The sequence below is a fragment of the Micromonospora sp. DT43 genome, assembly GCF_049841645.1.
GTDB lineage: Bacteria > Actinomycetota > Actinomycetes > Mycobacteriales > Micromonosporaceae > Micromonospora.
The window spans coordinates 318,326-331,641 of sequence record NZ_JBNCKR010000005.1 but is presented as its reverse complement, the minus strand read 5'-3'; the positions used below and the strand labels follow the sequence as shown (position 1 = coordinate 331,641).

Annotated in this window: 9 protein-coding genes; 3 read left to right on the top strand and 6 right to left on the bottom strand. The window is 69.2% G+C overall.

The features are described 5' to 3' along the window. Positions 1 to 28: 28 nt before the first annotated feature. Both ACLQ26_RS15560 and ACLQ26_RS15555 read right to left on the bottom strand, forming a co-directional pair. Positions 29 to 265: a hypothetical protein gene (locus ACLQ26_RS15560; protein ID WP_425745067.1), complete on the bottom strand. Its 237-nt coding sequence runs from the start codon at positions 263 to 265 to the stop codon at positions 29 to 31. A 95-nt stretch (positions 266 to 360) separates the two neighbouring features. Further along, positions 361 to 1,239 carry a L,D-transpeptidase family protein gene (locus ACLQ26_RS15555; RefSeq protein ID WP_425745066.1) on the bottom strand — a complete coding sequence of 293 codons (879 nt, stop codon included), beginning with the start codon at positions 1,237 to 1,239 and terminating at the stop codon, positions 361 to 363. A gap of 173 nt (positions 1,240 to 1,412) precedes the next feature. Here ACLQ26_RS15555 and ACLQ26_RS15550 point away from each other — a divergent pair, with 173 nt between their 5' ends. Next, entirely contained in the window at positions 1,413 to 3,092 is a 1,680-nt protein-coding gene (locus ACLQ26_RS15550; protein WP_007454807.1) for a DNA repair helicase XPB, read from the top strand. Between the two features lie 100 nt (positions 3,093 to 3,192). Here ACLQ26_RS15550 and ACLQ26_RS15545 read toward each other — a convergent pair whose 3' ends face one another. Together ACLQ26_RS15545 and ACLQ26_RS15540 are read right to left on the bottom strand one after the other, a co-directional pair. After that, positions 3,193 to 6,099 (bottom strand): hypothetical protein, encoded by a 2,907-nt coding sequence (locus tag ACLQ26_RS15545; protein ID WP_425745065.1) that lies wholly within the window; start codon positions 6,097 to 6,099, stop codon positions 3,193 to 3,195. 165 nt (positions 6,100 to 6,264) lie between these two features. After that, entirely contained in the window at positions 6,265 to 6,474 is a 210-nt protein-coding gene (locus ACLQ26_RS15540) for a GntR family transcriptional regulator (protein WP_425745064.1), read from the bottom strand. 363 nt (positions 6,475 to 6,837) lie between these two features. On the opposite strand from ACLQ26_RS15540, the gene ACLQ26_RS15535 reads away from it, so the two are divergent. Next, positions 6,838 to 7,095 carry a hypothetical protein gene (locus tag ACLQ26_RS15535; protein ID WP_425745063.1) on the top strand — a complete coding sequence of 86 codons (258 nt, stop codon included), beginning with the start codon at positions 6,838 to 6,840 and terminating at the stop codon, positions 7,093 to 7,095. A gap of 10 nt (positions 7,096 to 7,105) precedes the next feature. Here ACLQ26_RS15535 and ACLQ26_RS15530 read toward each other — a convergent pair whose 3' ends face one another. Continuing rightward, positions 7,106 to 7,678: a TetR/AcrR family transcriptional regulator gene (locus ACLQ26_RS15530; protein WP_425745062.1), complete on the bottom strand. Its 573-nt coding sequence runs from the start codon at positions 7,676 to 7,678 to the stop codon at positions 7,106 to 7,108. Positions 7,679 to 7,766: 88 nt separating this feature from the next. Here ACLQ26_RS15530 and ACLQ26_RS15525 point away from each other — a divergent pair, with 88 nt between their 5' ends. Then, positions 7,767 to 8,138 (top strand): DUF4267 domain-containing protein, encoded by a 372-nt coding sequence (locus tag ACLQ26_RS15525; protein ID WP_425745061.1) that lies wholly within the window; start codon positions 7,767 to 7,769, stop codon positions 8,136 to 8,138. Positions 8,139 to 8,280: 142 nt separating this feature from the next. Here the strand turns inward: ACLQ26_RS15525 and ACLQ26_RS15520 are convergent, their stop codons facing one another. Continuing rightward, on the bottom strand, positions 8,281 to 13,266 hold the full coding sequence (locus tag ACLQ26_RS15520) for a carbohydrate-binding protein (protein ID WP_425745060.1): 4,986 nt from the start codon (positions 13,264 to 13,266) through the stop codon (positions 8,281 to 8,283). Between the last annotated feature and the right edge of the window lie 50 nt (positions 13,267 to 13,316).

Below are 13,316 nucleotides of genomic sequence, written 5' to 3'. Positions count from 1 at the left end.
GCTCGGTCCGCGGCGGCTGCCCGCTCGGTCAGCGGCGGCTGCGTCGGAAGGTGCCGACCACCGAGACGATCAGCAGCAGGGCGAAGCCGGCGCCGGCGGACTCACCTACCGAGTCGACGAAGCCCTGTCGCAGCACCAGCCAGCCGAAGAGGAACCATCCGACCAGGAGCGCCGCCGCGAGGGCGTACGCGGCAACTGTCGCGCGGGACACCTCGTCGGGTGGCGCCTGTTCATGCTCTGCGATCACGTCCCGGTCGACAGTCATGCCCAGCCTCCCCGCCCGGTGCGGCCCTGGACTCCCAAGAGTGTCACTACCGGGACGCGTGTGACAGGGGATAAACCCCGAGTCGGGCGGGATGTTCAGGTGCCGGGGCGGCGACCGATCAGCACCACCCGGGTGCCGACCTTGCCCAGCTCCCACATCCGGACGGCGTCGGCGTGCAGCAGGTTGACGCAGCCGTGCGAGCCGATCGACTTGTCGTGCAGGTAGGTGGTGGTCTCGTGGAACCCCATGCCCTGGGTGAAGTGCTGCCAGTAGGGCAGCCACACCTCGTACGGGTTCGACCACTCCCTGGGGTTGCGGTAGTTGACCGTGTAGGTGCCGGACGGGGTGCGGTAGCCGGACATGCCGGTGCGGGTCACCGTCGGCCCGAGGACCACCTTGCCGCCCCGGAGGGCCCAGACGGTCTGCCGGGTGAGGTCCACGCAGAAGGTGGTGCCGGCGCCGGCCTTGCAGCGGGTCGTGTCGGTGGTGGCGAGGCGCTGGGCCACGTCGAGGGTGGTCGGTCCGGCGCGTCCCTCGACGGGGCGAATCCCGTACCTCTTCTGGAACTTCTTGATGGCGGCGCAGTCGGCGGCGGACTGCCGCCCGTCCACGGTCACCGGCCCGAACCCGCCCAACCGGGCGAGGTACGTCTCCACGGCGCGCTGGTGCTGGCCCTGGGGGCAGCCGGCGACGGTAGGCGTACCGCTGGCGGGGGTCGGGGTGGGAGCCGTGCGGGTCGGCTTCGGTGTGGGTTTCGGTGTGGGTTTCGGTGTGGGCACGGCCGGTGTGGGCCGGCCGCGCTGGTCCGGCCCGGACGTGCCGCTCGCCCCCGATGCCTGTTCCGCCGCACCGACCGGGGCGGCTCCCCCGCCACCACTCCCGCCGGACTGCGGATCGAACGTGCACGCGCCGGCACCGACCAGCACGACCACCGCCAGGGCAATCAGCAGGGAAGTGTTGCGGACACGCCTCATGGCACCTCCCCTGGACGATCGTCCCTTTGCTAGACGTTCGTGAGTGCCGTCTTGGTTGCACCCGGTGCTCATCTTTCTTTCGACGTTCTCCGCCGTGCAACACTGGATGGTCGGCCAGCGGCGGGTATGCGACCCGTTCCGGCCGGACGGCCAACCGAGGAGAGGACGCTGGCGTGAGTGGTGGACCCCTGATCGTGCAGTCGGACAAGACCCTGCTGCTGGAGATCGACCACCCCGACGCGCAGGCCTGCCGGATGGCGATCGCTCCCTTCGCGGAGCTGGAGCGCTCTCCGGAGCACGTGCACACGTACCGGCTGACCCCGCTCGGGCTCTGGAACGCCCGGGCAGCGGGGCACGACGCCGAGGGCGTGGTCGACTCGCTGATCAAGTACTCGCGGTACCCGGTGCCGCACGCGCTGCTGGTGGACGTGGCCGACACGATGGACCGGTACGGCCGGCTCCAACTCGCCAACGACCCGGCGTACGGGCTGGTGCTGCGTGCGCTGGACCGGCTGGTGCTGATCGAGGTGGCCAAGAGCAAGAAGCTCGCCGGGATGCTCGGCGACAAGATCGACGACGACACGATCCGGGTGCACCCGTCCGAGCGTGGCCGGCTCAAGCAGGCGCTGCTCAAGCTGGGTTGGCCGGCGGAGGACCTGGCCGGTTACGTCGACGGTGAGGCGCACCCGATCGAGCTGGCCGAGGCCGGCAAGGACGGGCGTAAGCCGTGGACGCTGCGGTCGTACCAGCGGGAGGCCGTGGAGGCGTTCTGGGCCGGCGGGTCGGGCGTGGTGGTGCTGCCCTGCGGCGCAGGCAAGACCCTTGTCGGCGCGGCGGCGATGGCCGAGGCGAAGGCGACCACCCTGATCCTGGTGACCAACACGGTGGCCGGCCGGCAGTGGAAGCGGGAGCTGATCGCCCGCACGTCGCTGACCGAGGAGGAGATCGGCGAGTACTCGGGCGAGCGCAAGGAGATCCGCCCGGTCACCATCGCCACGTACCAGGTGCTCACCTCGCGGCGCGGCGGCGCGTTCACCCACCTGGACCTGTTCGGCGCCCGTGACTGGGGCCTGGTCGTCTACGACGAGGTGCACCTGCTGCCCGCGCCGATCTTCCGGTTCACCGCGGACCTCCAGGCCCGCCGTCGGCTGGGCCTCACTGCGACTCTGGTACGCGAGGACGGCCGCGAGGGCGACGTGTTCAGCCTGATCGGTCCGAAGCGCTACGACGCGCCGTGGAAGGACATCGAGTCGCAGGGCTGGATCGCCCCGGCCGAGTGTGTCGAGGTCCGGGTGACCCTTACCGACGCGGAGCGCATGTCGTACGCGACGGCGGAGGCCGAGGAGCGCTACCGGATGGCGGCGACCGCCCGCACGAAGCTGCCGGTGGTGAAGGCGCTCGTGGACAGGCACCCGGACGACCAGGTGCTGGTGATCGGCGCGTACATCGACCAGTTGCACCAGATCGGCGAATATCTCGACGCGCCGATCGTGCAGGGCTCGACCACGAACAAGGAGCGGGAGCGGCTCTTCGACGCGTTCCGTACCGGGGAGATCCGCACGCTGGTGATCTCCAAGGTCGGCAACTTCTCGATCGACCTGCCGGAGGCGGCGGTGGCGATCCAGGTGTCGGGCACGTTCGGGTCGCGGCAGGAGGAGGCGCAGCGGCTGGGTCGGGTGCTCCGGCCGAAGGCCGACGGCCGGCAGGCGCACTTCTACACGGTGGTCTCCCGGGACACGATCGACACGGAGTACGCGGCGCACCGGCAGCGCTTCCTCGCCGAGCAGGGGTACGCGTACACGATCGTCGACGCCGACGACGTCCTCGGCCCGTCCCTCCCGACCTTCGACTGAGTTGTTGTCTCCTTGATCGACTCGGTTTCCAGGAAATCGCGGTGTCCGAGGCGCTTTCATGCCACGGCTTCCTGGAACCCGAGTCGATCAGAGCGGCGGATCAGGAGAAGTTGACCAGGAAGTAGTAGTTGGTCGGGTTTGACCACACACCGTCTGCCGTACGCCCGCGCACGCTCATGGTGTGCGAGTTGGTCGAGGTGGGCGTGTAGGTAACTGTGGCGACCCCGGCCGCGTTCGCCGCCACCGTCGCCGGCTCCCCGTTGTCGATCGTGTACTCGAACTCCACCATCCCGGGGCCGCCCTGGGTGAAGGTGAAGTCGCCCGGAACGCCGACGCCACCTGCCCACTGGCTCTCCGGGTAGGTGGTCGACACCACCCGCGGCGCGGTGCCGACCAGGAACGGGTAGTCCGTCTGCGGCGTGTACTCGCCCGCCTCGGTGCGACCCCGCACGGAGAACACGTTCGCGCCGTTGCGATCCATGGTCACCGAGATGTCGGTGACCAGCGAGTCGGTCTCCTTCGGCACGCTCTGCCAGGCACCGCCGTTGAGCTGGTACTCGTAGGTCTTCACCTCGCCGATCTCGGTGTCGACACCGAACCTGCCGACCGTGCCGATCCCGCCACGCGGGGTGTACTCGTCGTACACGCTGCTCACGTTGACCCGCGGATCGCGGACCCGGAAGTAGTACCGCCGCTCGGCGCTGGCCGTGCCGTCCGCCGCTCGGCTGGTGACCGTCAGCAAGGTGTAGCCGTCGTGCATGGGCGCGATCTCGACGGTCGCCTTGCCGTCCGGTCCGGCGGCCACCACCTGCTCCTCGCCGCTGTACTCCAGCACGTAGCGGTACTCCACCACGTCGGAGCGGCCCGGGTTGAAGGTGAAGCGACCCGGCTGGCCGGGCTGGCCTCCGTCGCCGTTCTCCGGGTATTCGCTTGACGTCACCACCGGAGCATCGCTGACCTCGAACGTGTAGGTCCGCGTCGGCGAGAACGATCCGTCCAGGAAACGCGTACGGACCGTCAGCGTGTTGCTGCCGGAGCGCTCGGGGGTGATCGTCGCCCGAGCCCAGCTGTACTCCGGGTCGACGGTCTGCTCGGGACCGTCGTTGAGCCGGTAGAGATAGGCGTCCACATCCGGCATCGCGGTGTCGAAGTTGAACTCACCGGGGATGCCCACACCGCCCCACGCGCCGAACTCGTAGTAGTCGCTGGAGGAGACGGTCGGCTTGGTGTCGATGACGTTGAACTGGTACTGCTCGACCTCCGAGACGGTGCCGTCGGCGGTGATGCTGCGCACGTTGAGCGTGTACCAGTTCGGCTCGGTAGGCGTCCAGGGCAGCACGGCGGTGCCGTCCGCCGCCGCGTCGACGCGTCGCATCTCGTCGTACTGGAACGCGTACTCGTACGCCACCACTCCCGTCCGCCCAGGCCGGAAGGTGAAGCTGCCCGCGCGGTCCACCACGCCGTCGTGGTCCGGGAAGGAGAAGTCGGCCGACTCCACGATCGGGGTGTCGCGGACCTGCACGTCCTCGGTGTACGCGCCGACCATCTCGGCGCCGACGTAGCTGCGCACCTGGACCCGGACGAGACCGGTCTGGGTGAACACCACCGGGACGACAGTGGTCCCGTCGGCGTTCGCCGGCACCCGAACCTCCGCGCCGTCGCCGATCCGGTAACCGAACTCGGTGACCCCCTCGACGTTTGTCGAGATCGCCAGTTGGCTCGGCAGGCCGACACCGCCCATGGTCACCCGGACCCCGGGGGCCGTGGACTTGACGAAGAAGTCGTACTCGGCCACCTCGGAGGAGTTCGAGGCGCTGTCCACGCTGCGCACGCTCAGGTACTCGACGAACGAGGTGGGCGTGTATTCGAGGGTGACGTCCGCGCCCGGCTTCGGAGCGGCGATGTAGTTGTACGTCTCGCCGAAGCGTCCCCAGTAGTAGCCGACCACGTCCTTCGATCCGTTCGCCTTGAAGGTGAACGTGCCGGGTACACCCGAGCCGCCGTGGGGTTCGCCGTCGTCCGGGTACTTGACCGAACTGATCAGGGGTGTGGCCGGCCGCTCGCCGTCCACCTTCACGAAGCACTGCTTCGCCCAGGATGAGTAGTCGTGACCGTCGTAGGCGCGAGCGGTCCACGCCACCACGGTGCCGTGCGGGTACTGCCCCATGTCCCAGGTGACCTTGGAGAGGGCGCCCGAGTAGCTCGATCCGGACAGCTCGGAGCGCTGGTCCTCGTGGCCGACCGGCCAGGCGGCGAACTGCCCCCAGTAGTCGTAGTCGTAGGGGTCCGCGTCCGCGCCCTGGACCATCAGGGTGTAGTTGCGCGCCGCCACGGGCTGCGGCTTGTCCCTGGTGCCGCAGGACCACGACGGAAACTCAAGCCCGATCTGCGTCACGGTCGGCGCGTGGTTGGCCTCGGTACGGATCGACGGGTACGGGCGGAGCTTACGGCCGTGGGAGAGGTCGCCCTCGTAGCCGTGCGGCACCCGGAACTCGACGGTGAGGGTCTTCACGCCCTGCTTCGCCAACTTCTGCAGGGCGGGCATGACGTCCCACGCCAGGTAGCCGGGGCAGGTCGCCTCGCCACCGGCCTGCACGGTGCCGAGCAGTTCACGTCGGCGCGGCGCCGAATCCCAGCTCGTGGTGGCCGTGATCGCATCGGTGCGCCACAACTCGACCGGCTGCGCCGAGGCGCAGTCGGCAGCGGACGCCTCGGCGATGACCAGATCCGCCTTGTGGATGACGGCGCCGCTGAAGCGTGTGATGTCGAAGCTGAAGTAGGACCGGGACCTGTGCTTCTTTCCGCCCGCATCGGTCCACGCGCCGATCGGCGCGTCCCCCGACGGGTTGACGAACGACTTCTTCGGCAGCTGGGAATCCGTGTAGGCCCAACCGGACTTGTTCACGTCCCACTGCTGGTAGGCCTGAGCCGGCGCGGCGGTCACGCTGACCAGACCCGCGCCGAGCACTATGCCGAGTGACCCGGCCAGCAATCTTCGTGCGCGCACGACGATGCCCTCCCCCGTAGGCGATGGCGTGCATCGCCATCGAGGGGCCAGAGCATATCGAGGCATGGCCAGGTGTCGGCTAGCCGATTCGGCTGGTCTCTGACAGTCATCCGGACCAAGATCACCCTTGCGGCGTAACGCGATCCGGCGTCCAGTCGGCGCGGGTCAGCGCTTGCCGGACTCCGCGACGAAGACACCGCGCCCCGGCCGACCAACCAGCACACCCTGCTTGCGCAGCGTCGCCACCGCTCGGCTGATCGTGGACTGCGAGACGTCATACTCGTCGGCCAGAACCCGCCCGGACGGAAGCTGCGAACCAGGCGCGTAGGTCCCGTTCTTGATCTTCTCGAGAAGATCGGCGAGCAGCTCGTCCATTGTGGGCGGGATAGGCACGTGGAGCCCCTTGCAGTCGGTTGGCCCGCCCAGTATTGATCAGCCGCCTCGACACAGGCAACGCATGTAGTGCGAGTGACATAAGTGGGTAGATGACTCGGCGACATGCTTGACATAGGTGACTCGGTGGCAATAGCGTCGCTCTCGGTGATGCGGTGCTGCTGCGGTCGGTTGGCGCCTCTCGTATCGGTCTCGCATCGCCGCCGAGACCTCATTCACCGCGCTCCCCCGGCGCGGCCTGCCGCCGTACCTCCGGAACGGCTGCGGGGTGGGGCGGCCTCCGTCGACCGCAACCGACGGAGGCCGCCCCGCACGTCGATCCCGTCCGACGAAGGGCAGCCGTCGATGAGCGAGCGTTGGGTGATCCACCTGCCGATCACCGCGCCGGACCTGCTGCGCGCACGGATCTTCGCGCGTACCGCAGCTCGGGTGCTGGTCCGGCTCAGCGCGCGGGTCGAGCCGGGCGGGGTGACCGTCTCGGCGGAGGACCAACAGGGCGTACGCCATTGGGTGTTCTGTGACCGGCCACTGCCCGGCGGCGCGCGATGTGCGCTGCCGGTCGACCACCTCGCGCCCTGCGCGCGACGGCTCGGTCAGCCCTGACCGACGCCTCTCAACGGGAGAAGCGGTCCACCAGCACCGCCAGCCGGCGGTCGTGGCCCTCGCGGCGGAGCCGGCCGCTGCGCATCAGCGTGACCAGCCCGTGCAGGCCACTCCAGAACGTCTCGGTGACCACTTCCAGGTCGTCGTCACCGGCCGCCGGGCGCACCGCCTCGGCCAGCTCGGCGAAACCCCGGGCCAGATCGGTCGGGACATCCTGGCTGGCGAACGGCAGGGTCACGGCGAGGGTGAACATCGCGTCGTAGAGCGCGGGCCGCTGCTCGGCGAAGGTGGTGTACGCCGCGGCCACGTCGGCGACCGCCCGCCGAGGGTCGGCGGCCGAGGTCCGGGCAGTGGCCAGGGCGGTGGCCAGCTCGGCGAAGCCCTCGACGGCTACCGCCGCCATGATGGCGTCCTTGCCCTTGAAGTGGCTGTAGAGGACGGGCTGGCTGTATTCGATCTCGGCGGCGAGCCGGCGGGTGGTGACCGCGTCCCAGCCTTCCGCCAGGGCCAGATCGCGGGCCGCGGCGATGATGGCCCGTTCCCGTTCCGCCCGCTCGCGCTCCCGGCGCGTCTGAGTCGACATGACCGCAATACTAGCACCGCTAGCGATCCTGCCGTTGCTCTGCTAGCGTCGTTCTTGCATCTAGCGGCGCTAGCAATTGGAGCGGACCATGTTGTCACCCCTGGCCTACGGGCTCGCCGTCGTACTCAGCCTCTTCGTCGTCTTCATCGGCGCGCGGTTCCTGCTGGTGCCGCAGGCCGCGGCCGCCGGGTACGGCGTACCGGCCCGATCGGACGGCGACTCCGCCTACCTGACGGTCAAGGGCCTGAAGGACCTCACCTTCGGGCTGCTCGGCCTCGCCCTGATCGCCTTCACCACCGCCGAGTCGGTCGCGTGGTTCATGCTGATCGTCGCGCTCGTCCCGCTGGGCGACACACTCATCGTGCTCCGCAACGGCGGAACGAAGGCCGTGGCCTTCGGCATCCACTTCGCCACCGCCGTGGTCGTCCTCCTGGACGCCGCACTCCTGTTCGCTCTCTAGCGCGCGCCACTTGATCGACTCGGTTTTCAGGAAGTCGCGGCATCCGACGCGGGACGATGCCCCGGTTTCACGGAAACCGAGTCGATCAAGCACGCCGGCCCGGGACCAGCAGTGGTCCCGGGCCGGCGTCACACGAGCCTGACTACTTGATCAGCCTCCAGGGGCCGCTCTTGTCGCCCGGCTCCTGGCCGCGCGTCCACCACTTCGCCTCGTACACGTGGCCCTTGAAGGACACCCGGTCACCGGCGTTGTAGACCTTGGTGAGCGTCCAGGCCGCCGGGCTGTTGTCCGGTGGGGTCGGGGCGATCTCCTCCCAGGAGCCGTTGCGGTCACCCGGCTTCTGGTTGCGGGTGTACCACTGGGCCCGCCACTTCTTAGCGTCGTACATGGCGAAGTCACCCGAGTTGAAGATCCGCGACGCGGTCCAGATCGCCGTACCGTCCTCGGCCATGGCGATTTCCTGCCACGCGCCGTTGGCGTCGGCGCCCGGCTTCTGGTTCTTCGTGTACCAGGAGGCCAGGAAGACCCTGCCCTGGTAGGTGACCCGGTCCCCGGCGTTGTAGACGGTCGACGAACTCCACTGCGTCGGCAGGTTCACCGTCAGGACGGCGGTGGCCTCCACCGGGGTGAGGTGGTCGTCACCCGCGTACGACGCGGTAAGCGTGTGCTGACCGCCCGCGAGGCCCACCGGGAGGGTGAACGTCGCGGTCCCGTTGGTGAGCGTGGTCGAGCCGCGAACTGTCGTACCCTCGCGCAGCTCCACAGCGCCGGCGACAGGCGTGCTGCCGGCCGCGACGCGCACGGTCACCGTCGCCGCGGTGCCCCAGTTGGTCGGGGCGGCGGTGACGGTCATCGTCGGGACCTGCTTGGCGATCGTGAACACGGCCGGCTGGGCCACCGCCTCGCCACCGTCGGCGCTCCTCGCCGACACGATCCAGCCGTACGAGGTGCCCGGCAGCAGCTTGTCCCAGGTCGCCGTGGCGACGCCGTTCGAGGTCACCTCGTCGGTGCCGATCGTGCCGGACGGCACGTACGCGGCGAGCGAGTCGGTGGTGAACGACGTCTTGCGGGTGCTGAGATCCACCGGCAGGGTCAGGTTGTCCTCCGACCCGTTGTAGCGCGGCTTGGGCTGGCTGCCGTCCTGGCGGACGTCGTACTCGGTCGCCCCGAAGTTCTTGAGGAACGGCGAGTACGTGTCGATGTGCATCTCGGCGCGGTCCACGTCGAACTGGAGCAGGCGCAGGAAGCTCGCGCCGAACTGCAGCCGGTCGGTGGCCCTGTGGTCCGGGGTGCCGTCGCCGTTGACGTCGATCGTGCCGTCCGGGGCGACCCGCGTCGGCCACAGCTCGGCGGCGGTGACCGTGTAGAACTGGTAGTCCGCGAGCAGCTCGACGACGTCGTGGCTGACCGTGACGCCGATCTTCGACTTCAGGTTGGTGCCGACGCCGTGTTCGTGACCGGCGAGGACCAGGAAGACGTTCGGGTTGACCTCGACGACCTGCTTGAACAGCGGCGAGCCGTCCGGTGCGGAGAAGTCCGCGCCGCGACCGTCCGGGTTGGGCGACGGCTTCAGGTAGTCGTGGGAGAGCAGAATCCCGTTGCGGTCCTTGTACCGCTTGAAGATCGAGTCAGCCCACTTGGCCTCGGCCGGCGTTACGCCGTACGACAGGCCGACCGCCACGAAGTCCAGACCACCGGCGGAGAACAGCAGGTAGTTGTTCTGATTGTCCCTGCCCGGCGTGACGGACCCGTCGGCGTTCGTCTTCTCGTCCCAGGCGTGGTATTCGGTGCCCTTCGGCCAGCCCTTCGCCGTGCCGTAGTACCTGTCGGCGCTGAAGGTCCGACTGAACCGGGACGTGGGGCCCGTCTCGGCGCCCAACTGGTCGTCGTGGTTGCCCGCGATGACCTGGTTGACGACGCCGTTGTCGTCGAGGATCTTCTGGAAGCCCGAGGCGGTGGCGAGTTCCTTCTCGACCTGCTCGTGCAGACCGGGCCGCTTCAGCGAGCCGTCCGGGTTCTTGGCCAGCGGGTCGTAGTAGTCGTTCTCGATGACGTCGCCTGTGTGCGCCGCGTACGCGATCTTGCGGCTGGCGGCGTTGTCGGCGATCCACTGCATCTGGTCGCGGTACGCGGCAGACCAGATCGCCTGCTCCTCGGCCGTCTCGACATCCGTGGGCTCGGCGTTGCCGTCGAAGTCGTCGTACGTGCCGCCGGCCGCGCCCTCGGTGACGTACTGGGTGTCGGTGAAGTGCGCCAACGAGAAGTCGTACGACGCGGGATCCTCGAAGCGGTCCTTGTCGTTCTGCGCCGACGCGTCGTGCGGCGACAGGTCGTCGGCGAACGGGTCCTCGCCTGTGACGAGCACGTGCACGACGCCGCCGTCGCGGTAGCCGGCCTCGACCTGCGCGGTCAGGACGGTGTCCTGCCCGGCCTGCCCCCGCGAACTGGTCAGCACGACCCACTTCTTGGTGGCCGGGTCCCACGCCCGCAGCGCCACGATCCGCGCCGGGTCGATGGTGCCCGACCAGCGCAGCGTCGGCTCCTGCTTGGTGGCGCCCAGCGGCAGGTCGTACCGCTGGAAGATCACCCCACGGCTGGACGGGGTGTCGATCGTCGCGCCGTCGAGCGGACGCAGCGAGGCGACGTCCACTGTCTTGTCGTGCTGCACGTCCAGCGTGGTCGGCACGTCGGCCGCCTCGCCCTGGTAGCCGCCAGTGGGCAGGACCACGTCCGCCCTGGTGAAGGTGGCGGTCAGCCCGACGCCCTCGGCGCCGGGGATCCGGGCGGACAGCTCGGCCGAGAGCGGATCGGTGCTCTTGATCGTCGAGTTCAGCTCGGTCGGAACGTCCGGGATGCTCGCGCTGCTGAACCGCACCTCGCGGGTGGCGGTGTTGCCGAGCGCGTCGGTCGCCGTCAACGCGATGGTGTGCTCACCGGCCGGCAGGCCGTGGCCGATCTGGTCGCCCTGCTTGACGGCCGTGCCGTCGAGGGTGATGGCCGGCGTACCCACCACGCCGGAGGCGTCCTTGATCTTGACGTTGAGCGCGACTGTCGAGGTCAGCCGCTGCCCGGCCGCCGGGACACTGCTCTCGACCTCCGGGGCGGTGTTGTCGGTGGTGAAGCGCCGCGTCGAGGTCTTGTCCCCGACGACCGCCTTGATGGTGTGCGCGCCGTCCGGGATCGTCGTCGTGTCCACGTCGGCGCGCTTGCCCAGCGCCGGCAGCGCCGCGCCGTCGGGTGCGGTGACGTCGAACAGGACCATCTTGGTCAGCACCGAGTTGTAGCTGCTGCCACAGGTGCCATCACCGAGGTACGTGGTCACCTGGGAACCGGCGGGGTAGCTCGCCGAACCGATGGTGACAGTCGTCTGGGCGGTCGAGCGGGTCAGCTGCGTCGCCTTCGCGTCGGTCGGCAGCAGCTGGAAGTCCCGCAGCGTGTAGTCGTCGAAGTTGTCGCAGCCGCCCGGCTTGGCGCTGCCGTGGTCGTTGCCCGCGACGAACTCCACGGCGTTGACGCCCGGCACCAGCCACTCGTTCGGGAACGCGAGGTCGGCGGTCTCCTTCTCCCACATGCCGATCTCCAGCGGGATGCCGTTGATCAGCACTCTGTTGTCGTACCCGTTGTCGCTGCCGTTGCCGCCGACGAACACCTTCAGGTGCGCGTCGCCGCCGCTGCCGAGGGTGTCGACAGTACGGGTCGTCGGCGCGCCCGCGACGGTGAAGTGGAGTTCGGCGTCCCTGTTGGCCGCGCAGGTGCCGTCGCCCAGCGCCAGCGTGGCGGCGGTCGTCTCCGCCTTCGTCACGGTCGTGCCGCTTGTGGTGACGACGTACGTGGTGCCGGCCGTCACCGTGCCCGCGGTGCTCAGGGTCAGGCTCGTGGCCTCCCGGTTGAGGGTGAAGTCGTCATGGTTGGCGCAGGTCGCGCCGTTCAGGGTGCCGTTGTAGTCACCGGTCCGGACCTCGACGACGTTGTCACCGAGGCGCAGGAACCGATTGGGGAACGCCAGCCTGACGTCCTCCGCTCCGGTCGCGCCGTAGTCGCCGCCGAGGTCGACCCGGTGGCCGTTGACAAGCGCGTAGCTCTGGTAGCGGGCCTCGATCGAGTTGCCCGCCTCGACCCGGAGGCCGAGGGTTGCGGTGCCGGTGGCCAGCACCTCCGCGTTCTCGGCGGGCTTGTCGTCGATGGCCAGCGACTCGACGTGGTCCCTGCCGCCGCTGGGCAGAGCGGCGATGACCGGCCGCGTGCCACGGACACGGGCACCGTCACCGGGGGTAACGACCGCCGCGCCGGCCGGCGAGTTGTTGACGTCGACAGTCACGGAGGTCTTCGCGCCCGACAGGGTGGTCGCGCTGACGGTGTGCGTACCGTTTGTCAGCTTCGTGGTGTCCAGGTCGGCGCGCAGGCCGGACGTGCTGCCCGGCTCGCCGGAGATGACGAAGGTCAGGGCCTGGTTGAGCAGCTTCGCCGAGCTGCCGCAGGTGCCGTCGCCGAAGCTGTAGCTGAACAGGTTCTGCTCGCCGTCGGCCACCACGCCGAGCAGGCTGAGGCTGATGCTGCTCAACGCGTAGTCGTCGTAGTTGGGGCAGCGGCCACCCTCGCCGTTCGGCAGCTCCTCGTAGCCGACGGTGGTCTTGGTGGTCGTGTCGACCCAGTTCGCTCCGGCCTGGACGGTGACGGTGTTGGTGCCGGGCTGCAACCAGTCACCGGGGAAGTCGAGGGTGCCGACCTGCCCGCCCGGGATGTTCGGGAGGTACACCCGGTCGGCCTCGGCGGTGTGACCGTTGACGGTGATGTAGTTGCGGTACCGGGCCTCGGTGCCGTTGCCGCCCATCTCGAAGGCGAAGTGGGCGGTGCCGGCCGTCTTGTCGGCGCCGATCCGGTCACCGTCGACGGCGAGGGTGGTGACCGAGTCGTTCTCGGTGACCGGCTCGACGACGACGGGGACCTTACCCTCGACGTTCTGCCCGTCGCTCAAACTGATCAGCGGCGCGTTACCGCTGGTCGTGACCGTTTGCGCTCCTGCGAGGGTGGGGCTGACGATCGTCGCCGGTCCGGCGATGAGCAGGAGCGCCACCGCGGACAGGAGTCCGCGTGTTCGCTCCCTACGCGCACGTGGTGCGTGCGTCATGGCGAGGTTTCTCCTTCGTTGGGGTGCGATTTCGTTGGGTGCGAGGAACC